This window comes from Streptomyces sp. NPDC058674, from assembly GCF_042716505.1.
Classification (GTDB): Bacteria; Actinomycetota; Actinomycetes; order Streptomycetales; family Streptomycetaceae; genus Streptomyces.
Window position 1 is genome coordinate 55,973 of sequence record NZ_JBHXSC010000014.1, and the last position, 22,622, is coordinate 78,594.

16 protein-coding genes are annotated in these 22,622 nt (G+C 75.5%); 3 read left to right on the forward strand and 13 right to left on the reverse strand.

The window, feature by feature from the left end; translation table 11 throughout:
- Window positions 1–72 precede the first annotated feature (72 nt).
- Together ACFWU6_RS10365 and ACFWU6_RS10370 are read left to right on the forward strand one after the other, a co-directional pair.
- Window positions 73–2,124, forward strand: a complete 2,052-nt coding sequence (locus ACFWU6_RS10365; RefSeq protein WP_383980286.1) for an O-antigen ligase family protein — start codon at window positions 73–75, stop codon at window positions 2,122–2,124.
- Window positions 2,067–3,038 carry a glycosyltransferase gene (locus ACFWU6_RS10370; protein ID WP_383804291.1) on the forward strand — a complete coding sequence of 324 codons (972 nt, stop codon included), beginning with the start codon at window positions 2,067–2,069 and terminating at the stop codon, window positions 3,036–3,038. Before ACFWU6_RS10365 ends, ACFWU6_RS10370 begins: the two co-directional genes overlap by 58 nt.
- Window positions 3,039–3,045: 7 nt before the next feature.
- On the opposite strand, the gene ACFWU6_RS10375 is transcribed toward ACFWU6_RS10370, so the two are convergent.
- From ACFWU6_RS10375 to ACFWU6_RS10415, 9 genes are all read right to left on the reverse strand, one after another.
- Complete coding sequence (locus ACFWU6_RS10375; RefSeq protein ID WP_383804292.1) at window positions 3,046–3,843, reverse strand: glycosyltransferase family 2 protein; 798 nt, start codon at window positions 3,841–3,843, stop codon at window positions 3,046–3,048.
- Between the two features lie 15 nt (window positions 3,844–3,858).
- Window positions 3,859–5,001 (reverse strand): hypothetical protein, encoded by a 1,143-nt coding sequence (locus ACFWU6_RS10380; protein WP_383980288.1) that lies wholly within the window; start codon window positions 4,999–5,001, stop codon window positions 3,859–3,861.
- A gap of 6 nt (window positions 5,002–5,007) precedes the next feature.
- A complete protein-coding gene (locus tag ACFWU6_RS10385; protein ID WP_383980289.1) occupies window positions 5,008–6,606 on the reverse strand; it encodes an oligosaccharide flippase family protein in 1,599 nt (532 codons plus the stop codon).
- Window positions 6,603–7,412, reverse strand: a complete 810-nt coding sequence (locus tag ACFWU6_RS10390; RefSeq protein ID WP_383980291.1) for a chain length determinant protein — start codon at window positions 7,410–7,412, stop codon at window positions 6,603–6,605. The genes ACFWU6_RS10385 and ACFWU6_RS10390 overlap by 4 nt, the downstream gene beginning before the upstream one ends.
- Before the next feature lie 80 nt (window positions 7,413–7,492).
- On the reverse strand, window positions 7,493–8,632 hold the full coding sequence (wecB, locus tag ACFWU6_RS10395) for a non-hydrolyzing UDP-N-acetylglucosamine 2-epimerase (RefSeq protein WP_383980295.1): 1,140 nt from the start codon (window positions 8,630–8,632) through the stop codon (window positions 7,493–7,495).
- Window position 8,633: 1 nt separating this feature from the next.
- Window positions 8,634–9,890 (reverse strand): nucleotide sugar dehydrogenase, encoded by a 1,257-nt coding sequence (locus tag ACFWU6_RS10400; protein ID WP_383980298.1) that lies wholly within the window; start codon window positions 9,888–9,890, stop codon window positions 8,634–8,636.
- Window positions 9,890–10,660, reverse strand: a complete 771-nt coding sequence (locus ACFWU6_RS10405) for a WecB/TagA/CpsF family glycosyltransferase (protein WP_383980301.1) — start codon at window positions 10,658–10,660, stop codon at window positions 9,890–9,892. The genes ACFWU6_RS10400 and ACFWU6_RS10405 overlap by 1 nt, the downstream gene beginning before the upstream one ends.
- A complete protein-coding gene (locus ACFWU6_RS10410; protein ID WP_383804305.1) occupies window positions 10,657–11,826 on the reverse strand; it encodes a hypothetical protein in 1,170 nt (389 codons plus the stop codon). The genes ACFWU6_RS10405 and ACFWU6_RS10410 overlap by 4 nt, the downstream gene beginning before the upstream one ends.
- A 428-nt stretch (window positions 11,827–12,254) precedes the next feature.
- The gene (locus tag ACFWU6_RS10415) at window positions 12,255–12,854 is read right to left on the reverse strand and encodes an acyltransferase (RefSeq protein ID WP_383980304.1); all 600 of its coding nucleotides are present in this window, start codon (window positions 12,852–12,854) and stop codon (window positions 12,255–12,257) included.
- A 341-nt stretch (window positions 12,855–13,195) separates the two neighbouring features.
- Here ACFWU6_RS10415 and ACFWU6_RS10420 point away from each other — a divergent pair, with 341 nt between their 5' ends.
- On the forward strand, window positions 13,196–14,098 hold the full coding sequence (locus ACFWU6_RS10420; protein WP_383980307.1) for an ion transporter: 903 nt from the start codon (window positions 13,196–13,198) through the stop codon (window positions 14,096–14,098).
- A gap of 18 nt (window positions 14,099–14,116) precedes the next feature.
- On the opposite strand, the gene ACFWU6_RS10425 is transcribed toward ACFWU6_RS10420, so the two are convergent.
- Genes ACFWU6_RS10425 through ACFWU6_RS10440 form a run of 4 tightly spaced genes read right to left on the reverse strand, consistent with a single transcriptional unit; the run spans window position 14,117 to window position 22,484 of the window.
- A complete protein-coding gene (locus tag ACFWU6_RS10425) occupies window positions 14,117–17,731 on the reverse strand; it encodes an SAV_2336 N-terminal domain-related protein (protein WP_383980309.1) in 3,615 nt (1,204 codons plus the stop codon).
- Window positions 17,728–18,882, reverse strand: coding sequence for an AAA family ATPase (locus ACFWU6_RS10430; protein WP_383804799.1), 1,155 nt, complete (start codon window positions 18,880–18,882; stop codon window positions 17,728–17,730). The genes ACFWU6_RS10425 and ACFWU6_RS10430 overlap by 4 nt, the downstream gene beginning before the upstream one ends.
- Window positions 18,883–18,915: 33 nt before the next feature.
- Window positions 18,916–21,216, reverse strand: a complete 2,301-nt coding sequence (locus ACFWU6_RS10435) for a hypothetical protein (protein WP_383980311.1) — start codon at window positions 21,214–21,216, stop codon at window positions 18,916–18,918.
- The gene (locus tag ACFWU6_RS10440; protein ID WP_383804803.1) at window positions 21,213–22,484 is read right to left on the reverse strand and encodes an alpha/beta fold hydrolase; all 1,272 of its coding nucleotides are present in this window, start codon (window positions 22,482–22,484) and stop codon (window positions 21,213–21,215) included. Before ACFWU6_RS10440 ends, ACFWU6_RS10435 begins: the two co-directional genes overlap by 4 nt.
- Window positions 22,485–22,622: the final 138 nt, after the last annotated feature.

A 22,622-nucleotide genomic window follows, 5' to 3' on the forward strand; every position in this document is an offset into this window, starting at 1 on the left:
CTTCCGTCGTCCCCGATCCTCCCAGCCGAGCGGTCGGATTGTCATCACATCCCGTTTCCCGCGGGGGCGTGCGTGACCATCGGTGAGATAGGCGCCGTGCTGCGGCGTCGCTGGTACGTGATGGCCCCCCTGGCCGTGCTCGGGCTCCTCGCGGGCCTGCACCTGTACCGGTCGGTGCCGGTCTCCTACCAGTCGCAGAGCTCGGTGGCGCTGCTCGACTCCACGGCGGTCGCGGAGCTGGCCCCCGCCTTCGGCAATCCCCTGTCGAACGCCGGGGGTTCGCTGGTGGTCACCGCCGACGTGCTGATCAGGACGCTGTCGGGGACGGACGCGGCGCGCGCGCTGCACGGCCTCGGCGTGACCGACCCCTATGCCGTCGGGTTCGCGGCGAACGCCTCGGGCCCGATGCTGACCCTGACCGTCACGGGGACCGACCGGGCCAAGGTGCTCGCGGAGACCAGCACGCTCACCACGTTCGCCGGTGAGCAGCTCAACGCGCTCCAGGCGGCGGCCGAGGTCCAGCCGGCGTACTTCGTGCAGACCGCCCCGGTGGTGTTGCCCCAGACCCCGGTGCCCCAGCTCAAGAGCCGCTACCAGCAGGTGCTCGCGGTGGTCATCCTCGGCACGACCGCCGGGTTCGCGCTGTCCTTCGTGACGGAGGGCCTGCTCGTGGCCCGCCGCCGCAGGCGCGAGGCCGCGGCGAAGGCGGCAGCGGTGGCGGAGGCAGCGGTGGCGGTGCGGCCCGCGCGCGGGCTCCGCCGGAGGCCCGGGGGCCGGCCGATCGACGCCGTGGCACTGCTCAGCGGCTATCTGGCGCTCGCGTTCTTCATCCCGTCGAACCTGACGCTGCCGGGCATGGGCGGCGTGGGGACCCCGGCGAACGTGTTCGCCATCCTCGGCCTGTTCTGGTATTTGGCCACGTGGACCACCGGCCGGATCCGGCCGGCCCCGGGCACCCGGCTGCCCCGGGTGGTGATGTGCCTGCTGACCCTGTCCGTGCTGGCCTCGTACCTCGCGAACGCCACCCGGGGGAGCACCCACAAGGAGGTGCTGGGCGCGGACCGCGGCCTGATCGGCCTGCTCGTGTGGATCTCCCTGGTGGTGCTGGTCTCCGCCGGCGTCCAGGGCCGGGACCGGCTCGACGTGCTGCTGCGGCGGACCGTGGTGATGGGGGCGGTGGTGGCCGCCATCGGCTACTACGACTTCTTCACCGCGACGAACATCGCCGAGCGCATCACCGTCCCGGGCCTGCGGTCGAGCGTCGCCCAGATCACCACCCTGGACCGGGGGGCCTTCACCCGGCCGCGCTCCACGACCGCGCAGCCCCTGGAGTTCGGCGGGATGCTCGCCCTGCTGCTGCCCTTCGCCGTGCAGCAGGCCTTCGATCCGGTCCGGCGGCACCTGAGCGGCTGGCGCCGCTGGGGGCCGGTGGTGCTGATGGGCGGAGCCCTGCCGCTGACCGTGTCGCGGACCTCCATCATCGGCGCGCTCATCGTGGTCCTGGTGATGGTGCCGCGCTGGAAGCCCGAACGGCGCTGGGCGGCGCTCGGCCTGCTGCTGGGCGCGGTGGCCTGCTTCAAGGTCATCGTGCCCGGCCTGATCGGCACCATCACCACCCTGTTCGGGTCCTTCCTGTCGAACTCCGACAGCAGCACCCAGGCCCGTACCGTCAAGTACAGCGCGATCGTCCCCTACCTCGACGAACGCCCGCTCTTCGGGCGGGGTCTGGGGACCTTCGTCCCCGAGCTCTACTTCTTCACCGACAACCAGTACATGCTGACCCTGGCGGAAACGGGCCTGCTGGGGCTGATCGCGCTCCTCGCCCTCTTCCTCACCGGCATCCACCACGGCGGCGCCATCCGCAGGCTGGCCCGCGACGAGTCCGACCGGGAGCTCGGGCAGGCGTTCTTCGCCTCGGCCCTCGTCGCCCTGGTCAGCAGCGCCACCTTCGACGCCCTCAGCTTCCCGATGTTCGCCGGGATGTTCTTCCTGACGATCGCCGCCGGGGGCAGTTACCTCGGCTTCATCCGCCGCGCGGCGCCGAAGCCCCGAACCGTGGAGTCCCCATGCCCTCCCGTGTCCCCGAGCCCCCCCGTCCCGCCGCGGGTTCCGGCGGCCCGGTAGCCGTCCTCGTCGTCACCTGGAACAGCGCCGCCGTGCTGCCCGGCTTCCTCTCCTCCCTGCCCGAGGGCATGGCCGGGCTCGACTGGCGGCTCGTCGTCGCCGACAACGACTCGGCAGACGGCACCGTCGACCTGGTCCGCTCCCTGGCCCCGGACGCGACGGTCGTCCAGACCGGACGCAACGCCGGCTACGCGGCCGGCGTCAACGCCGCCCTCGGGGCCGCCGCCCGGGAGGGCGGTTTCGGCGCGGCCCTGGTGTGCAATCCGGACGTCCGGATGCGACGGGGCTGCGCCAAGGTGCTCGTCGACGCGCTCGCGGCCCCCGCGCCGGGGGGCGGCCGGGTCGGGATCAGCGTCCCGCTGCTGTACGAGGAGGACGGGCGGACGCTGCTGCTGTCGCTGCGCCGGGAGTCGCGCGTGACCCGGGCCCTCGGCGAGGCGGTACTGGGCAACCGCCGGGCCGGGCGCTTCCCCCGCTGGAGCGAGATGGTCACCGACCCGGCCGCGTACGGGCGGGCGACGGTCGCGGACTGGGCGACGGGGGCGCTGATGGCCCTCTCCCGGGACTGCCTGGACGCGTGCGGGCCCTGGGACGAGTCGTTCTTCCTGTACTCGGAGGAGACCGAGTACTGCCTGCGGGCCCGGGACCGGGGCTTCGCCACCCGGCTGGAGCCGGCCGCCTCCGCGACCCACCTCGGCGGCGACTCGCAGGTGTCCCCGCGCCTGTGGACCCTGCTGACCCTGAACCGGGTACGGCTCTACGGGCGCCGTCACGGGGCCGCGGCGACCGCCGCCTTCCGCGGGGCGGTGCTGCTGCGGGAGGCCTCGCGGGCGGCGCTGGGCCGGCCGGCGAGCCTGGCGGCCGCCCGCGCCCTGGCGAGCCCGTCGGCGCTGCGCGCCACCCCGGGGCCCTGAGCGGAGCTCAGGCCGGGGCGTCCCAGGCCGTGTAGAAGCTGTCCGGGTTGACCAGGTAGCGGACGGTGGGGCGGGGCAGGTGGCGCACCTCGTGGCGGCGGCTGTAGCGGCGGACGAGTTCCCAGTCCTCGCGGGGCAGTACCTCGGGGGCGCGCCGCAGCCGGCTGAAGTACAGGGACCGGGTGCGGCGCGCCACGAAGGCGTTGGTGTCCAGGAAGGCCTCGTGGGCGGCCCGGCGGCGGTCGAAGGGCACCGACAGGACGTCGTGCTCGGTGCCGTCGGGCAGCACCCTGCGCAGCGCGGTGTAGACGGCGTCGGGTCCGCCTTCCGGCTCCAGGACGGCGAGGGCCTGCTCCAGGTGGTCGGGCTCCCAGAGGTTGTCGTCGTCCAGGAAGGCCACGTACCGCGAGCGGGTCAGCCGGATGCCCACGTTGCGCACGACCCCGGCTGTGGCGGTGTTGCGGGCCAGGGAGACGGCGAACAGCCGTGGGTCGGACGGTAGTTCCGGCAGTCCGGCGCCGTCGTCGACGACGACGACCACCTGGTCGGCGACGGTCTGGGCCAGGGCCGAGCGGACCGCCCGGCGCAGGGCCTCGGGGCGCCGGTGGGTGGCGATCACCGTGGCGACCAGGGCGGCCGGGGGCCGCGTCAGGAGCGCCGCGAGGCGGGCGGTCTCGGCGTCCTCGAAGCGTCGCAGCCGCACGGCGGTGGGCGCGAGCAGCAGCTTGTTCCTGGCCTCGAAGAGCACCAGCCAGCCGAAGGCCCGTTTCAGCAGTTCCCAGGGGGCGCGGGCGGTACGGCGCATGGAGTCCTCGCGGTCTCAGGGGGCGGGGTCGGGGACGACGGGCCTGCCGTCGCTGGTGCGGTTGCCCCTCCACACGTTCCCCGCGCCGCCCGCGTTCCAGGCGGTGACCGGCCCGTAGGCCCCGGCGGCGGGGTGGTACTGGGTGGAGAAGACGTTGTCGGTGACCTGGATGCCGGTGGCTCCGGGGCCGCCCCCGTAGAGGGTGTAGGCGCCGCCGGCCAGCCAGTTGCCGTCGACGACGACGGAGGAGACGACTCCGGTGTCGGCGAACAGGCCCACGGCGGCGGTGGCGCCCTGGTCCACCCGTACGGAGTTCAGCAGGGTGTTGTGCCGGACGGTCAGCCGGCCCTTGTTGCCGCCCCCGCTGATCACGGCGTCGGTGTGCTGCCACTCCCCGCCCTGGTTGCGGAAGGCGACGATGTCGTGGACGTAGTTGTCGTGCAGGTCGCCCTGGCCCATGGAGAGGGCGTTGCCGAACACCGAGACGTCGCACCAGCCGACCTCGATCGAGCTGCCGCCCATGTTGGAGACGGCGTAGTTCACCCCTCCGTTGTCGGGGCCCTCGCCCGGTACGGCGGTGATGGCGGTGTGCAGGACCCTCAGGCCGCTGAAGCCGGGGCGCAGGTTGATCCCCCACCAGTTGGCGGAGGTGATCCGGCTGTCGATCACGGTGACGTCGTTGGCGTAGACGTCGAGCGAGCCGCGGATGTCCCAGCCCCTGATGACCGTGCCGTCGGTCCTGACGGACAGGTTCCCGGTGTCGTGCCGCTCCAGGGCGGTCCGCGGGCCGGTGCTGCGCTCGTCGGGGAATCCGCAGGCGCCGGGCGAGGCGCAGGCGGTGGTCGCGGGTGGTGCCTCCCCCGCTCCCTTCGAGGGCGTCGCGGAGGGGGCGCCCGGTGTGGGGGGCGACGTGCTCTCCGTGCCGGACGCGGCCGGGCTCGCGGACGGGCCGGCGGTGGGACCGGCGCTGGGACCGGCGGTGCGCCGGCCGGACGCACCCGTGGTTCCCGGGCACTCCAGGGCGCTGTCCGGGCACGGCACGGCCGCGGGCTCGCCCGACCCTGTGCGGTCGGCGCGGAACAGGGCCATGGCGGCGGCCAGCAGCACGGCGGCGAGCAGCCACGACCCCAGGACCTTGCGGCGGTGTCTCACGGCCACGGCCCGCTACCCGCGGACCGGGTCGGCGGACGGGGTGGTACCGGACCCGGCACCGTCGGGGCCGGCGGTGCCGGAGCCCGCGGTGCCGGAGCCTGCGGCGGCGGGCTCCGTCGCGGCCGGCTCCTTGGTGCCCGCCCCCGGTCCCCGGCCGCGCAGGAACGCGCGGCTGGGCAGTACGCACAGGGCGTAGCAGAGGGTGCCGGCGGCTCCGGTCGCGAGGAGCGCGAGGACTCCGTCGCCGAGGAGCCGCTCCAGGCCGAGCACCACCGCGGCCATCACCGCGCCGCCGAGGAAGGGCCAGGCGCAGGCCCGGGCCACGGTCCCCAGGCCGATGCCGCCCCGGTGCAGCGCGAGGAGGAACACGGGGACCACCACGCCGCAGGCCACCAGGACGTGGCCCCGGGCCACCCCCACGATCCCGTCGGCCGCGGCGCCGGCCACGAGGACCGGGATCAGCAGGAGGAGCCACAGCCCCTGGACCGCGATGAGGGAGCGGCGCCTGCCGATGGCCACCAGGCAGTCGTAGGCGAGTTCGCAGCCGATGCGGACGAGGCCGAGCGCCATCAGCCAGGGCAGCGCGGCGGCGGCGGGCAGCCAGCGCTCGCCGTAGACGAGTCCCACGACCGGTGCGGCGAGGGCGGCCAGCAGGACGCAGAGCGGGACGGTTGCCGTGACCACGACGCCGAGCGCGCGGCCGAATCCCCCGGCCAGCGCCCGCGGCGAGTCGGCCAGCCGGGAGAATCCGGCGAAGGAGACGCGGCGGGCCGCCTCGGAGACGATCCGTACGGGCCATCCGGAGATGTTGAAGGCGAGCACGTAGAAGCCCAGGGCGAGCTGGTCGAGCGCCGAGCCCACGACCATGGTGTCGACGTTGACGACGCCGAGGGCCAGCATGCTGGCTCCGGCGAGCGGGAGGCCGAACCGGAGCAGGGCCCGGGCCTGCTCCCGGTCCCAGCCGAAGCGCAGGGTGCCGGGCGCGGCGAGGCAGCACCCGATGAGTGCGGCCGCGTTGCCCGCCACGGAGCCCCAGGCGAAGCTCATGGCGCCCCAGCCCTGGACGGCGAGGAACAGGGTCACCGCGGTGCTGAGGACGAAGTTGACGCCGTCGACGGCCATCCGCCTGCCCTGCGCGAACTCCCGGGTGAGGAAGCCGGCGGGGACCTGGGACAGGCCGTCGAGGATCACGCACACGCACATGACGCGCAGGACGCCGGAGGCCTCGGGCGAGCCGAGCACGCGGGCCACCGCGGGGGCCGCGGCGAACAGGCCGGCGTACAGCAGGCAGCTGGAGACGGCGCTGAGGGTGAGGACGGTCGGGGCGAAGCGGCGCGGGTCGCCCTCCCAGCGCACGATGGCGAGGGAGACGCCGAGTTCGTTGGCGGAGAGCAGCACCAGCAGGACCGTCTGGGCGATCCCGTACACGCCCCAGGCCTCGGGGCCGAGGAAGAAGCGGGCCAGGATGATGCCGGTCACGAAGTTGCCGAGGCGCATGACGACGGTGTTGACGAGGCTCCAGCGCGCCGCGGAGCCGACCTTGCGCCCCAGCGACGGCGGCTCCGGGGCGGTCCCGGTACCGGTCGTGGCGCCGGTGGCGGCGCCGGTCACGGCGATCCGGCGGGGGCGGCGGCGGTGACGACCGGGCCGGCGGACGCGGAGGCGGCCGGCGCGGAGGCAGCGGGTCCGGAGGCGGCCGGCGCGGAGGCGGGAGGCTCGGGGGCGGCCGGCGCGGGGGCCGCGGGTCCGGAGGCGGCCGGCGCGGAGGCGGGAGGCTCGGGGGCGGCCGGCGCGGGGGCCGCGGGGCGGTGCTCGCCGGGCCTGCGCCGGCGGGCCTCCGTGAAGAAGGTGGCCACCAGGCTGAGGACGAAGCCGAGGGCCCCCGCCATGACGAGGTACTGGATCCTGGTCTTGGTCTGCGCCTCGGGCTTCTGGGGCGGCACGATCGTCGCCATGCGGATCATGGCCTCCGGGGTCACCGACTGCTCCTTCTGGAAGTCCTGCAGCCGCTTCTCGGCGTAGACGGTGAAGAGCTCGTCGGACCTCAGCACGGCGGCCGGGTCCGTGCCGGTGACGCTCAGCCACATGAAGGGGCCCTGGGCGTTGTCGGCGATCTTCGCCTCGTGCTGTCCGGTGACGCCGAGGGCCTTGAGGTCGGCGACGGAGTCGTCCGAGTTCAGGTTGCGGGCGAGGCCGTCGGCCATGCCGGTGAGCGAGGCCTGGGTGCTGAGGAAGGGGTTGCCGTCGAAGGCCACCGTGGCCTTCTTCGAGTTCAGCAGCGTCACGGTGGCCTGCGACCGGTACTCGACCGGGACCAGCAGGTACACGCCGGCGGTCAGCACCGCGGTGAGCAGCAGTCCGGGCAGCAGCACGTACCAGCGCCGGCGCATCACCCGCCAGATCTCCGCGAGATCCATGGTCTTCCCCCTCGCGGCCGCGTCGTGGTCCCCCACGCGCGGCCGCACTGTCCCTTGCGTCGGTCACGGGTACGTCGGTGTCACGGGTGGTGCGGTGCGGCGCCCGCCCCGGGCGGGCCGAGGTCCGTGGGCCTGAGCCGGGCGTGCGCGTCCGGGCCGTCCAGCAGGACCTCGGCGATGCGTTCGCTCGCGCGGCCGTCCCACAGCGCGGGGCAGCGCGGGGCGGGCGGATCGTCGAGGACCCGGTTCACGGTGGCCAGGACGCGCTCCGGGTCCGTGCCCGCGAGCACGTTGGTGCCCTCGGAGACGGTGATGGGCCGCTCGGTGTTCTCCCGCAGGGTCACGCAGGGCACGCCCAGCGCGGTGGTCTCCTCCTGGACGCCCCCGGAGTCGGTCAGGACCAGGCGGGCGGAGTCCTGCAGGGCGATGAAGTCGAGGTACCCGGCGGGCGGCACCAGCCGGATGCCGGCGGGCACGCCCAGCTCGGCCAAGCGCTCGGCGGCCCGCGGGTGCACGGGCAGCAGCAGGGGGCAGCGGCCGGCGATCTCGCCCAGTGCCTTCAGCAGGCCGCGCAGGGAGTCGGGGTCGTCCACGTTGGCCGGCCGGTGCAGGGTGACCAGGCCGTACCCGCCGCGGGCCAGCCCGTAGCGGTCCAGGACGTCCGACTCCCTGGCCCGCTCCAGATTGGCGAGGAGGGTGTCGATCATGACGTTGCCGACGACGTGGATCTGGTCCTCGCGGTACCCCTCGGCCCGCAGGTTCGCGGCGGCGTCGGGAGAGGGGGCCAGCAGGTAGTCGCTGACCCGGTCCGTGGCGACCCGGTTGACCTCCTCGGGCATGCTCCAGTCGCGGCTGCGCAGGCCGGCCTCCACGTGGGCCAGCAGCGGTCCGGCCTTCGCGGTCACCAGGGCGCAGGCGAGGGTGGAGTTGATGTCGCCGACCACCACCACGGCGTCCGGAGCCAGTTCGTCGACCAGCGGCTCGAAGGCGGCCATCACCCGGCCGGTCTGCCCGGCGTGCGTGCCGGAGCCGGAGCCCAGGTACCGGTCGGGGCTGCGGATGCCGAGGTCGCGGAAGAAGACGTCGTTCATGGACGCGTCGTAGTGCTGGCCGGTGTGGACGAGGAACACCTCGGCGCCGCGGCGCTCCAGTGCGTCCATCACCGGTTTGATCTTCATGTAGTTGGGCCGGGCTCCGGCGACGCAGATGATCCTGGTCATGTCAGAGCACCTCCACCGTGGGCCCGGACACCCGGTTGCGGCAGTCGAGGACGAAGGTGGCGTGCTGGGTGACCATCTCGTAGTCGAAGGAGTCGTGGTCGGTGAGCAGGACGACCACGTCGGCGGCGGCCAGCTCCTTGCGGGTCGGCTCGACCCGGACGAGCCGGGCGTCGACCGTGATGCTCTCCACCACGTGGGGGTCGGCCGCGCGCACCCTGGCCCCCATGTCGAGGAGCAGTTGGGAGATGCGCACGGCGGGCGACTCCCGCGCGTCGCCGGTGTTCTTCTTGTACGCGAGGCCCAGCAGCAGGACCCGGGAGCCGTTGACCGAGCGGCGCTTGGCGTTGAGGGCGTCGATGACGCGGCGCGTCACGTACTCGGGCATGTGGCTGTTGATGTCGTTGGCGAGCTCGACGAAGCGGAAGCTCTGGCCGAGTTCGCGCTGCACGCGCCAGGACAGGTACGACGGGTCGATCGGCAGGCAGTGGCCGCCGACCCCGGGACCGGGGGTGAACTTCATGAATCCGAAGGGCTTGCTGGAGGCGGCTTCGATGGCCTGCCAGACGTCGATGTCGAGGTGGCGGGCGAACATGGCGATCTCGTTGACCAGCGCGATGTTCACGTGCCGGAAGGTGTTCTCCAGCAGTTTCGCCAGCTCGGCCTCCTTGGGGGAGCGCACCGGCACGGTGGTGTCGACGAGCTCGCCGTAGAAGGCCTCGACGGCCTTGAGCGAGCCGGCGTCGACGCCGGAGACGACCTTGGGGGTCTGCTGGAAGCCCCAGACGGTGTTTCCGGGGTCGATGCGCTCCGGGCTGTAGCCGAGGTGGAAGTCGACTCCGGCGGTGAGCCCCGAGCCGTTCTCCAGGATCGGCGCGAACAGCTCCTCGGTGGTGCCCGGGTAGGTGGTGGACTCCAGCACGACCGTCGCGCCGGGCCGCAGGAAGCGGGCCAGGGTGCGCGCCGACTCCTCGATGTGGCGCAGGTCGGGTGCGCCCTCCTGTAACGGGGTGGGGACGGTGACAACGGCGACGTCGAAGCCGCCGCAGTCGCGGGCGAGTTCGCTGGGGCGGTAGCTGCCGCGCTCCAGTGCGCGGGCGAGCCGCTCGGAGGAGACGTCCTCCACGAACGACTCACCGGCGGCGAGGCTCTTGACCCGCCGGGCGTCCACGTCGTAACCGATCACCTGGTGTCCGACCTCGGCGGCCCTGATGGCCAGGGGGAGGCCGACGTATCCCTGTCCCACGACGACGACGCGCATCAGTGACTCCTGTTCGCGGAGGGGGCGGACGGTGTGCGGCGGATGAGCTCCCGGACCGTCATGGCGAGGAAGGCGGCGTTGGTGGTGAGGTAGCGCCTGCCGAGGCGGCGAGGCTCCTGGAGGGTGCGGTAGAACCATTCGAGTCCCATCCGCTGCCAGATGAGGGGGGCGCGTCTGGTGACGCCGGCGAGGATGTCGAAGGAGCCGCCGACGCCGTGCACCACGTGGGCGCCGGTGCGCTTGCCGTGGGCGGCGGTGAAGATCTCCTTCTTGGGCGAGGTCATGCCGAGGAAGAGCAGCCGGGCCCCGCTGTCCCTGACGGCGTCGGCGATCGCCTCCTGGTCGCAGTCGTCGAAGTAGCCGTTGCGGCTGCCGGCCACCCGCAGCCCGGGGAAGCGCACGGAGATCTGGTGGAGCATCTTCTCCAGGACCGCCTGCTGCGCCCCGAGCAGGTAGACGGGGATCTGCTCCGTCTCCGCGGCGGCGAGCAGCCGCATGAACAGGTCGATTCCCGCGACCCGTTCGGGGAGCCGGACGCCCAGGACGCGGCCGGCCCAGACCACCGCCTGGCCGTCGGCCAGGACGAGGTCGCAGCCGGAGACCGCCTCGGCGAGGCGGGGGTCGCGCCGCATGGTGACGAGCTTGGCCGCGTTGACCATGCCGATCTCGATCTGCTCTGCGCGCCGCACCGCGTCCAGACAGCGCTGCACGGTCTCGTCCATGGTGAGGGCGTCGAGCGCCACTCCGAAGAGGGACTGCCGTCCGGTCATCTCGGGGGACCCCCGAGCCAGGCGAAGAGCATCCAGCCGAACTCGTACGGACGGCACTCGCGGTCCACCGCCGCGGGTGTGAACAGCCGGTCGAGCGGCGCCAGCCGGGTGTTCGGGGCGAGCCGGGTGGTGAGACCGCGCGCGGCGCGTACGGCCTTCACCGGATCGCCGCGGTGGACCTTGCGCCAGGTGACGCCGAGCTCCTCGCGGATCATCGGCTCCCGCGGGGTGCCGTCGGGTCCCGCGATCTCGGGCACGTCGGTCATCCAGCGCAGTCCGCGGCGGATCGCGGCGCCGAAGTCGGTGCCGCCGGCGTCCGCCAGGTCGAACAGGGCCGTCGGGGCCATCGCGTGCTGGTGCACGCTGTAGACGGGATAGCCCTCCACCACTCCTGCGCCGCGGACGTCGTAGTGCCACCACCACTGCCCGCCGTCCCCTTGCAGGGCGCAGATCCGGGCGGCGCAGGCGTCGGCGGCGGCGAGGGCCTGCGCGTCCGTGCCGCTCGCGTGCAGCCGGGCCAGTGCCTGGAGCGGATAGGTCTGGTCGGCGAAGCAGGCCACGTGGGAGCGGTATCCGGGGACCAGCCCCGGGCCGGTGGCGTGCGCGAAGAGCGGGCCCTCGGCGACCCGGGCCCCCAGCAGGCGGTCGCGGGCCGCCGCGAGGCGGTCCTCCACGTCCACCGCGGCGCGGGCGGCGGTGAGGGCGGAGAGCACCCAGGCCGCCTCGACCGTGTACCGCGGCCGGCCGGGCACGTCCAGGGCGGCCACCCGGGCGAGTGCGTCGGACAGTTTGGCGTGGCCGGTCTCGGCGGCGGCCCAGGCGATGAGCGCCGCGTCGCCGAGGTTGTCCACCGCGGGGAGCCGCTCCACCAGCCGCCCCGTGAACTCCTCGGCGGTGAGCCCGCCGAAGAGGGGCCGCTGCCGGTCCTCGGGCAGGAACCGGGCCCCCAGCGCGGTGATGGCGGCGTACCGGGTGCTGGTGCCCCGGCGCTCCAGGCCGCGGGTGCCGTCCGGCGCGATCCTTCCGGCCAAGGTGAAGACGACGTTCTCGGCGCCCGGCAGGTACATGGCGGGCAGTCCCGCCTCGGCCAGGGCGAGCAGGCGCTCCGCGAGCCCGTGCAGCGGCAGGTCCTCGCGGGCCAGCGCCGCTAATCGTCCGGCGGTCACCGGGCTCCCACCCCGACTCCCCCCGCGCCGCGTGCACCCCGTATGTCCGAGCTGTTCCGCTCCAACACGCCTACCCCCTCTGATCGCTCCTCGGACAGACCTGGCGGTCGTCGTTCCGCGGAAGGGGACTGCGCATGACGGCGCGCGTGCCGGCGGTCCTGTCCCCCCGATGGCACGAGCCGCCCGGGGCCGCCCACTGGATCCCCCCAGCGATGCCCCGGACCGGAGCGCGCGTGGCCGCAGCACCGGCAGGCGCGGGTTCCGCACCGGCCGGCATGCTGCTCGCGATGCCCCCGTCGTGTACAACCCCCCACTGGGCAGCGCCTGTTGGCTGCTCAGATCCCGTGTACAGGGACAAGGTATGCCCAAGGTTGTTCGTTGATTGTGGTTTTGAGGAAATGCCGACGCGCCAAATTGCCGACGTCCCGTCAGGCCCGTTCGGCGAGGGTTCCGCCGGCCTCCTCGTGCAGCGCGCCGGTGCGCGGGCACTCCCATACGCCGGGCTCACCGGCCCGCTCCACGAGGCGGACCCCGGCCCGGCCCACCCAGCCGATCCGGCGGGCCGGCACCCCGGCGACGAGCGCGAAGTCCGGTACGTCCCGGGAGACCACGGCGCCGGCCGCGACCAGCGCCCAGCGCCCGACGCGCACTCCGGCCACGCACACCGACCGGGCACCCAGAGAGGCCCCTTCCGCCACCACCACGCCGGCGGCCTCCCAGTCTCCGCCGCGCTTCTGCCGGCCGTCCGGGTCGACCGCGCGCGGATGGACGTCGTTGGTGAGGACCGCGGCCGGGCCGATGAACACCCCGTCGCCGAGGACGGCCGGCTCGTACACGAGGGCGTAGTTCTGCAGTTTGACGTGGTCCCCGATCTGCACGCCCGGCCCCACGTACGCCCCGCGCCCCACGATGCACCCGCGCCCCAGGCGGGCCTCCTCCCGTATCTGCGCCAGGTCCCAGACGGTGGTCCCGTCTCCGAGCTCGGCCGTCTCGTCGACCTGGGAGGTGGGTTGGATGCGGACACTCACGGGGCGGTCCCCTCACGGCTCGCGGACGTTCGGACGCACGGACGCACGCCGGCATGCGTTCGCACAGGCGTGCGGATGCGCGGACGTACCGGCATACAGGCGTACGGACGGAGCATAGGGTCCGGCGCCCCGGCCCGCCCCGCACATCAACCGACTTCCTGTCCACCGGACTTGGCGGCCGGAGCGGCGGACCCGCGCGGGGCCCGCGCCGCGGAGCGCCGCGGCCGCTCGCCGGCGCCTCCCCGTACGGGGTGAAACCCGATCCGGTGTCGGGCGTTAGACGGTCGGACCGCGCGCCCGCAGGGCGCCGACCAGCGGTGACGACGAGTACGAGGAGCGAGATGACGGACCTGACGCCGGCCGGACGCGGCCGGACGAAGCTGGCGGCCCGATGCCGGGCGGCCACGGAGGCACCGGCCTTCGGGATGGTCGTCTTCTGCGTGATCCTGCTGAACGCCGGGCTGATGGGGGCGGAGACCTACAGCGGGCTGGCCGAGGAGTACCGGCAGTTCCTGCGGGCGGCGGAGGACGGCTGCCTGGCCCTGTTCACCCTGGAGATGCTGCTGCGGCTGGGCGCCCACGCGGACCGGCCGAAAGCATTCTTCCGCGATCCCTGGAACCTCTTCGACCTCGCGATCGTCGCCTCGGCCTTCGTCCCCCTCGTCCGGGAGAACACCACCGTCCTGCGGCTGCTGCGCCTGGCCCGCGTCCTGCGCACCGCCCGGTTCCTGCCCCACCTGCGCATCCTGCTGGTCGCCGTCGGCCGCAGCCTGCCGGGTACCGCGAGCTTCCTGTTCGTCGGCGCGCTCGTGCTGTACGTGTACGCCATGGTCGGCTGGGTCTGCTTCGCCGACTCCGACCCGCAGCACTTCGGCTCCGTCGGCCGGGCCGGCCTGACCCTGTTCCTGCTCACCACCCTCGACGGCCTCACCGACGCCGTTCGCGCGGGGCTGGAGATCTCCCGGCTCAGCATCCTCTACTACGCCTCCTACGCCCTGCTCGCCTCCTTCGTCCTGGTGAACGTCCTCATCGGGGTCGTCCTGAACTCCCTCGACGAGGCCCGCGAGATGGAGGCCGAGGCGAGCCGGGACGCGAAGGCCGGGAGCCCGGGCGCGGCAGGTCCGGACGTACGGGAGCGGATCGCCACGGCCCGGCGCGCCCTGGACGAGATCGAGGCCGGTCTCGCCGCCCCCGGCGGCCACCCCGCGGCCCGGCGGCTCGAGCCCTCGCACACCGGCGGCTGAGGGCAGCCCGCGGGGCGGTCACCCCGGGTCCGCGAGCCGGATGTCCCACAGGTGGTCGGGGCGGTGCTCCCCGGTCCAGCGGCCCGGGAGCGCGAGGAGGCCGCCCGCGTCGGTGCCGGGCGGGAAGCGTACGCCGTCGAGCCGGACCCGGCCCCGGAAGGAGGCGTGGTCGAAGGTCACCGGACCCTCGAAGGCCGCGCCGGCGCAGACCAGTCCGCGCTCCCAGGAGGCGTACGAGAAGTCGGCCGGGCCGGCGAAGGTGGCTCCGCTGAGTCCGGCCAGCCCGCGGAAGACCGTACGGGAGAAGTCGGCCGGCCCGTCCGCCCGCATCCGGTTCAGGTCCGCCGAGGCCTCCAGCACCGCCCGCGCGAAGGAGACCCCGTCGAGGAAGGCGGTGTCCGTGAATCCGGCCGGGCCGCCGAACACCGCACGGCGGAAGGCGGTCCCGCGGGCGAACCGGCTCCGGTCGAAGAGGGCGCCGTTGCGGAACACGGCGCCGTCGAAGACGGCCCGCCCGTCGAAGGCGGCCTCCTCGAACTGCGCCCGTCCCGCGAACACGGCGCGGGTGAAGGAGGCACGGCCCGCGAACTCGGCTCCCCCCGCGCTCCAGTCGTCCACGAAGCGCGCGTGGTCGAAGGCGACCGGGCCGAATCCGGGCCGGCGCGAGCCCCGCAGCCGCACCGCCTCCAGCACCTGCCGCAGCAGACCTCCCTCGAAGGTGGTGCCCCGCAGGTCGACGGGCGATCCGGCGCGCAGCGCCGCGAGGTGGGCCTCCCGCTCCCGGTCCGGCGCATGGGCCAGGCACCGGCGCCCGCCCGGCAGCCGGATGCCGATGCACGGCCGCAGGTCGCCCTCGGCCGGCCGGAGCCCGCACTCGGGCCACTGCCCGCCCCCGTCGCGGATCTCGTCGGCCTCGGCCATGGCCTGCCCGAGCTCGCCGGCGTCGCCCGTCCAGAACCAGCCCTCCGGACCGTCCTCCCACCCCGGCGGGCGGCGCAGCGCGGCCGGCCCGAGCAGCCGGTCCAGCTCCTCCTGGAGCGGTGGGGACAGGGCCAGGAGGGGGCCGCTCCCCGGTCTCCGGGACGACCGGTCCCGCCCCAGCCGCCGGGCGGCCGCCGCGACCGCCGTGCCGCTGAAGCCGGCCTCCTCGAAGCCGGCCTCTCCCCCGCTGACCGCCACGGCCAGCGCGGCCCCCGGGGGGTGGGCGGCGTCGAACTCCCGGATCATCGCGGGGAGTCCGGCGAGCATCCGGCCGGCCTTGCCGAGGGCCCCGGGCGCGTCCACCACGACCAGCAGGTCCGTGCCGGAGGTCTCGATGACCTGGCCCGCCACCCCGGAGTGCCGCATGAGCTCGCGCAGGGACTCCGCGACCAGCGGCCCGACGGCGCGCCCGCCCCCCCGCCCGTCCGCGGAGCCCGGGGCCTCGACGCCCACCGCGAGGTGCAGCGGGCCGCCCGGGTCGCCGGCCGGCGGCATCCGAGTGTGGGTGTCCAGGACCGCTCGGAAGCCGGGCTGCTCCAGCAGGGCGTGGCCCGACAGGAAGACCATGCGGTCGGGCCAGACCCCGTGGACCACGCCGAGCAGGGCACCGTCACGGGAGACCGGGGCGCCCCGGTAGTGCGTCCAGCTCTCGGGCTCCGCCGAGAGCCGGACCAGCTCCCCGTTGCGCGAGCCCTCGTACGGGGCCACCTCGCCCGTCAGCGCGACCGGCTCCCCCTGGTCCGTGGAGCCGTGGACGCGGACCCGCCGTACGGGGCCGTCGTGGCGCCCCGCCCAGTACGGCGGCCCCGGCCAGGTCCGCGCGTCCACCAGGTCCCGCACGGCCAGCAGCAGGAAGACCCGGGGGAAGGCGTCGTCCCACCACACGGAGTGGCAGAGGACCTCGCGGTCGCCCGCGCGGACCCAGGCGACCGTGTTCGGGCCGGGCCGGGCGTCGCCGACGGTCAGGACCAGCCGGGGCGTCAGCAGGGTGCCGACCTCCTGGGCCTCGCCGCGCAGCGGCTCGTACCGGACCCGTACGAGCCGCTCGCGCAGCCCGGCGCCCAGCGCCGGGTCCGGCCCCGGCTCCTGCGGGGGTGCGGGCGCCGGCGGCCCCTGGGCGAAGGCAGTGGCGCCCTCGGGCACCGGGCGGCGGCCGTTCCCGCCGGGGGCGACCCGGGTCGCGGAGAAGTCCGGGCCGGCGCCCCGGTTGCGGGACATGAACTCCCAGACCCGGCGGCGCACCAGCTCACGGACGGCGGCCACGTCCCCGCGCAGCTGTGAGCCGAGCAGGGCCTCCCGCACGCCCGGCAGGAACTCGAACTCCACGTCCTCGGGGTCCCGTTCCCCGTCCCAGGGCGCGAAGAGGCCGCCGAGGGCGACCTCGGCGAGGTGCCCGTGCTCCGATTCGCGCAGCAGCGAGCGCCGCACCAGGGTCATCACGGGCAGGGTCAGCGGCACGGCGGCCAGGTGCGCGGCGAGCCGCTGCGCGGTCGGGGAGGCGCCGGACCGGAAGGCCTCCACGGCCTCCAGCGCGGTGGCCGCGCCGGCGGGGAGGGGCTCGTCCGGCGCGTCGGCGGGCCCGGGGTCCGCGTCCAGGCGCAGGCAGGCGAGGCGCCGCCACCGGCCGTCCCCGGACACCACGCGCACCAGGCGGCCCAGGCTGCCCGGGGCCGCGCCGACCACCGGGACGACGGCCGGGGCCGCGCGGGCGCGGCGGCCCGCGCGGGCGCGGCGGGCCGCGGGCACCTGCTGCCAGGACCGGGTGGCCGCGGCGGGCCGGTCGGCGCGGACCGCGAAGGGGACGGGCCGGACGGCGCCCCGCGTCCAGAGCCGTTCGGGAAGGACGTTCAGGACGGCCACGGCGTTGTGCGCGCACCAGTGCCGGAGCACGCCCTGCAGCGGGGCCTGGCGCCAGCCGGCCGCGACGGTGTCGGAGAGCACGAGGATCAGCCGGCGGCCCGCCGGGTCGGCGAGTTCGAGCGGGTTGCGGGGCGGGCCGCCCCGGCCTCGGCTGACCATGGGGGCGGCGCCGGGTCCGGTGCCCGTCAGCTGCCAGGTCCGTACGTCGCGGAAGACGCCGCTGCGGGTCAGGACCCGGCGCAGCTCGTCCACGAGGTCGGCCCAGAGCAGCATCGAGGGGTGGCCGTCGACGACCAGGGCCAGGTCCAGCCAGCGGCTCTCGGCGGGCCGCAGCACGGGGGTGGGGACCATCCGCTCGATGCTGCGCTCCACGGTGAGCTGCTCGTCGAGTTCCTCGCCGGGACCGCCGATGGAGCGCCGGCCGACGGGGCGCAGGGAGCGCATGAGGGCGAGCGGGTCGTCGAGGGAGCCGGTGCGGGGCAGCCGCAGGGGCGTGCCGCGGCGGCCCCCGCCCGCGTCGGCCGGCTTTCCCCCGGGGCCGCGGGCGGCGGCCGGGAAGAGCTCCACGGCCGGCTCGCCCGCGGCCGGCGGGGGCTGCGCCGGCGTGGCCGGGACGGGCGGAAGGTCCTCGGCCTCCTGACGGGCGGCGGGCGCCCCGGCGGGGCGGGCGGGGCCCGCGTCCACCCGGGCCGCGAGCCAGAGGATGTCGGCGATCTCCTCGACCCCGGCCCCGGGGCGCGGTCCGGTGTCCGCGGCTCCGTCGGCGAAGGCGGCGAGGAGCTTCTCGATCACGCCGTGGGCCCGGTCAGGTGCTGCATGACGGTGGCGAGGAAGCGGTCGCGGTCGGCGGGGGCCGACCAGGCTCCGGCCAGGCGCAGCTGGATGGCGTTCAGGAGCTGGTCGGTGGCGAGGTCACCGTCCTCGCCGCGGTCGAGGAAGCTGCGGACCAGGTCCCGGTACTCCCCGTCGGCCTCGATGTCGACGCCGAGGCGGCGGCGCACGATCCGGGCGAGCTTGTCCGGGCCCGGCGGCTCCAGGTGGAGGCGGACGCAGCGGCGCAGGAAGGCGGGCGGGAAGTCGCGTTCGCCGTTGCTGGTGAGGACCACGACGGGGAAGTACCGGCACTGGACGCGGCCTTGGGTGATGCGTACGGCGGCGTCCGGGTCGTCGTCGGTGCCGATGGCGACGGTCGGGTCCTCCTGCGCGAGTCGGGCCAGTTCGGGGATGGTGAAACCGCCGTCCTCGAAGACGGTGAGGAGGTCGCCGGGCAGGTCGATGTCGCTCTTGTCGATCTCGTCGACGAGGAGGACGCGCGGGCGGTCCTGCGGGAGCAGGGCGGTGCCGAGCGGGCCCAGGCGCAGGTACCGCGAGATCGAGGGGGCGGCCTGCGGTCCCGCCGCGGCCGCCGGGAGGCCGGCGGGGAGGACGCCGGGGAGGCCGGCGGGAAGGACGCCGGGGAGGCCCGAGGGGAGGCCCGAGGGGAGCGGCCCGGCCGGCGCCGTCCCGGACGGGCGCAGGTGTTCCAGCCCGGCCTCCTGGAGGCGGCCGATGGCGTCGTACAGGTACAGCCCGTCGCGCAGCACGGTCCGGCTGGTGATGGGCCAGTGCAGTACGGGGCCCAGGTCCAGGTCCGCGGCGATGCTGTGGGCGAGGGTGGACTTGCCCACGCCCGGCTTCCCGGTAACCAGCAGCGGCCTGCGCAGGTGCAGCGCGGTGTTGACCACGTCCTTCTCCGGTTCGTCGGGTACGTACCCCTCCCCGCGCCGCCGGGTGCGCTCCCAGGCGGGGCCCTCGCACCCGGGGGGCGCGTACCCCCGGTCGGGCTCGCCGGTGAAGTCCCGCCAGGGCGGCGGGGATCCGGCCTCCAGACGGGCGCGCCGGTCCGCGCCCGATCCCGTCCCGTGGTACAGCCACCAGTCCTTCACCACTGCCTCTGCCTCCATCGTCGGTACCGCCGTCGGTCGGTCGTCGGGGGTTCAGGCCAGGGAACGGAGGCCCGGCGTGTCGTCGGGATCGTCCCACAGCAGGACCAACCGGTCTCCCCCCGTGTCCGGTTGGCGGGCGTGCGGGGAGCCCGCGGCCGCGCGGGCGGCCGCCCGGCGCACCTCCCGCACCCGCGCCGGGAGGCCGAGCACGTCCAGTGCGCCGGGGTCCGGGCGGCCGTCCGGGCCGGCCGGTGCGAGGACGTCCAACAGCGGCGGCGCGGGCAGGCCGCCCCCGCGCCGCCACACCGCGACCGGGACGCCGCCTTCGAGCACGGCCTCCAACAGGCCCGCGTGCGGGGCGGCGGCGGTGTGCGAGAGCACGCAGGCGGGCGCCGTCTCCGCCGCGAGCTCCATCCCGAGCACGTCCGTGACCTCGGCCTCCTCCACCACCCGTACGGCGTCGGGGTGGCGGCCCGCGCGCACGCACAGCCAGCGCCACTTGGCGTGCCATTCGGCGCGGGTGTCGGACCGCTCCTCGGGGCAGCGCACCACCACCTGGTAGAGCAGTCCCAGGGCGCGGCGGCGGCCGACCGGGCCGCGCGGGACCGGCCACCGGTCGAAGTCGGCGTCCAGCAGCTCGTACGGGACGTGGAACTCGATGCGGTCCACGGCGCCGGGCGCGGCGGCCCCGGCGCCGCCCGGCGCCGGGGCTCCCCCGATCAGCGCGAGCCGGCGGACGAGCTCCTCGCGCACGGCGTCGAGCCGGACGGGGGCGCCCTCCGACTCCCATATGTGCTCGGCCCGTTCTCCGCGCAGCCACATCCGGGCGAGGTAGCCGTCCTCGCCGCCCGGCGGGGCCTCCAGGCGCACGTGCAGGGCCGATCGGCGCGGCGGCGGCGGGGGCGGGGGGAGCGCGGGCAGGGCGAGGCGCTCCCGGGTGGCGCGCACCCACTCCCGCAGCCGGGCCGCCCACGCCGGGTCGGCCGCCGCGGCCCGGTCGGCGAGGAAGCGTACGAAGGGCACGGCCAGGGGCATCGCGGTCCGGCCGCCCTGGCGTTCGTCGAGGTCCTGGACCACCTCCAGCAGGCTCTCCCCCGGCAGCCCGGCGTGGACCGGCGGTGCGCAGCCGACAGCCTTGAACGCCCAGGCGTAGGCCTCGTGGGCGAAGCGCGGCGGGTCGTGGCCCTCGAAGAGGTCGCCGAGGCCGTCCCAGGCGTGTTGGTCGAGCCGCGGCGCCCGGGGGGCGGGGGGCCCGGGCAGGCCGTCGTCGAGGAAGGAGCAGGCTTCCCAGTCCCGGTCGACGATGAACTGCGGGAGCTGCCAGCCCTCGCCGCGCTCGCGCAGCTCCTGGAAGGTGCGGTGGATGGAACGGGCGGCGCCGGCGAGACCGGTGACGCCCTCCTGGACGGACCGCTGTCCGAGCTCGCCGAGGAGAGCGTCGGTGAAGCGTCCGGCGCCGCGCTCGGCGTCGTTCTGCGCGGCCTCGCCCTCGCGCGAGGCGTAGAGCCGGAACTGGCGCCGTCCCGGGACCGAACTCCCGCCGCCGTAGTCGGCGCTGCCGAAGTTCCACCGGGTGTCGCGGGGCGCGTCGACCCGGCAGGAGTCCACGAGGGCCGCCTGGAGCGGGAAACGGCGCTGCTTGACCATGTCGGTGTGCCACCAGCGCAGCGCCGAGTCGAGGTTCAGGTGCCGGATCTGGCTGGGGCGGGCGTCGGCGCAGGGCAGGATCAGCTCGCGGCGCGGTCCGAGGTAGCCGTGTCCCGCCCAGAAGATCCACAGCAGGTCGCCGTCGCACTGCGGGAGTTCGTCCAGCAGCGCGGACTTCGCGTTCTCCTCGGTCGCCGGGCGGTGCGAGGCCCGGAGGGCGGCCATGGCCGGGGTGCCCGACCAGTCGAGCGCGTCCGGTCCGTCGAGCGGGGAGAGCAGCAGCCGTACGTTGCCGGGCGGCACCTGGGCGGGGCCGGTCAGCCAGCGGGCGAACCGCAGGGCGTCGCGGGCCGGGCCGCGCAGGTTCCACCGGTGGCTGATCTCGTAGCGCTCGATCCCGGCGACGAGGGCGAAGGTGCGCCGGGGCCCGAGTCCGGGGGGCAGCAGGCCGGCGGGCAGCAGGCCGGGGGGCAGCAGGCCGGTAGGCAGCAGGCCGGTGGGCGGAGGGCCGTCGGCCCGGTTCCCGTGGGGGCCCGCGGCATCCGCGCCTCCCGGCCCGGCGCCCGCGGCGGCGGCGCCCGCGGTGTCGAGGCCCCCGGTGCCGGGTCGTCCCGGTCCGGCGCCCCCGGGGTCGGCGCCCGCGGCCTCGGGGCGGACGGCGTCGGGATGCTCGGTCTCCGGACGCGCGGGCTCCGGCGCGGTCACGCCGGCTCCGCCTCGGCCACCGCCTGTTCGATGCGCTCGTAGAGGGAGTCCTGCTTCCAGTAGGCGCTGTGGCAGGCGGGGAACGGCTGGCGGCTGGTGATCTCGTGGTCGGTGACCCGGGTGTCGCCCGGGAAGACCGGCCCGGCCAGGTACGAGAGGACGTCCTGGCGGTCGTAGACGTTGAGCCAGCGGGGGAATCCGTGCGGGAGCTTCGAGCCGGGCGGGAGCGCGGTGAGCGCGCCGAGTTCGTGGAGGAAGGGGGCCTGCGACCCGACGGTGACCAGCAGTTCGGCGCCGGGCACCGGCTCGCCCGCGGCGGCCGCCAGCGCGAGCAGGTCCACGAGTGCGATGCCGCCGAGGCTGTGGCCGATGAGGACGACCGGTCCGGGGCGGCCGGTGATCTCCGCGCGCAGGAACTCCCGCAGGTCGTGGCCGCGGGCCTGGTAGCGCAGGATGTCGCCGAGCGCGGGGGTGGCACCCACCGTCAGGGACCCGCGCCAGGCGTTGAGCAGCGGCTGCGTCGTCACCCGCATCGCGAGCCGGCCGAGCACGGCGGCGGCGCGGGCTCCGGGCACCCGGGCGTCACCGCCGAGGCGGGTGGTGAGCAGTTCGACCAGGCGGTCGCGTTCGGCGCCGGTGCAGTCGGCCTCGGCGCCGGCCGGCGCGAGGGCGGCCGCCGTGACGGCCCGGGCGAGGGCGGTGGCCAGCTCGCGGGCCTGGGTCTCCTCGACGGCGCGGTCCCCGGCCCGGACGGCCTCGGCGGAACGGGCGGTGGCCTCCAGGGCGTCGGGGAAGGCCGCCGCCAGGCCGGTACCGCGCAGCAGGGCCCCGAGCTCGTCGTCCTCGGGCGGGTCGGCGGGTAAGGAGGCCAGCAGGGCCAGCACGCGGGCGCCGGGCGCCCGTACGCCCGGCATCGCGAAACCGTCGTCGCCGTCGCCCGGCTCGGTGTCCCGGCCCAGACCGGTCTCCCAGCCCGTCTCGGCCAGGACGCGCAGCTCGCACAGCGGGTCGGCCAGCAGCAGCGCCCACTCGGCGGTCTCCGCGTCCACCGGGTCGGGCGGGGCGTCCGGGCCGGCGCCGGGGCGCGGACGCAGTCCGGGTACGGACCCTCCGCCGGCGCCGAGTGTGGCTCCGAAGCGGTCGCCCCAGTAGCAGGAGTCGACGGCCGCGTCGGGGAACCGGCCGGTCAGCCGCTCCCGGACCAGCGCGAACAGCCTGTCGTGCCGCTCGCGCCGCACCCCCGTGCCGTGGACGAACACAAAACGCATCCTCGGACCGCCCCCTCGTACAGTCGCCCCCGCCCGGCACCCTAGCGCCGCGGCGGGTGCGGGGGACGGGGAACGGCCGGTTCGACGCCCGCGGGCGGGGTCCGGGCGCGGAGGACCACCCTCGCGGACCCCGCGCCC

Excerpts from the sequence above, each read along its gene's own strand:
- ACFWU6_RS10370 (WP_383804291.1), top strand. The coding sequence starts at position 2,067 with ATGCCCTCCCGTGTCCCCGAGCCCCCCCGTCCCGCCGCGGGTTCCGGC.
- ACFWU6_RS10375 (WP_383804292.1), bottom strand. The coding sequence starts at position 3,843 with ATGCGCCGTACCGCCCGCGCCCCCTGGGAACTGCTGAAACGGGCCTTC.
- ACFWU6_RS10390 (WP_383980291.1), bottom strand. The coding sequence starts at position 7,412 with ATGGATCTCGCGGAGATCTGGCGGGTGATGCGCCGGCGCTGGTACGTG.
- wecB (WP_383980295.1), bottom strand. The coding sequence starts at position 8,632 with ATGACCAGGATCATCTGCGTCGCCGGAGCCCGGCCCAACTACATGAAG.
- ACFWU6_RS10400 (WP_383980298.1), bottom strand. The coding sequence starts at position 9,890 with ATGCGCGTCGTCGTCGTGGGACAGGGATACGTCGGCCTCCCCCTGGCC.
- ACFWU6_RS10405 (WP_383980301.1), bottom strand. The coding sequence starts at position 10,660 with ATGACCGGACGGCAGTCCCTCTTCGGAGTGGCGCTCGACGCCCTCACC.
- ACFWU6_RS10420 (WP_383980307.1), top strand. The coding sequence starts at position 13,196 with ATGACGGACCTGACGCCGGCCGGACGCGGCCGGACGAAGCTGGCGGCC.
- ACFWU6_RS10430 (WP_383804799.1), bottom strand. The coding sequence starts at position 18,882 with ATGGAGGCAGAGGCAGTGGTGAAGGACTGGTGGCTGTACCACGGGACG.
- ACFWU6_RS10440 (WP_383804803.1), bottom strand. The coding sequence starts at position 22,484 with ATGCGTTTTGTGTTCGTCCACGGCACGGGGGTGCGGCGCGAGCGGCAC.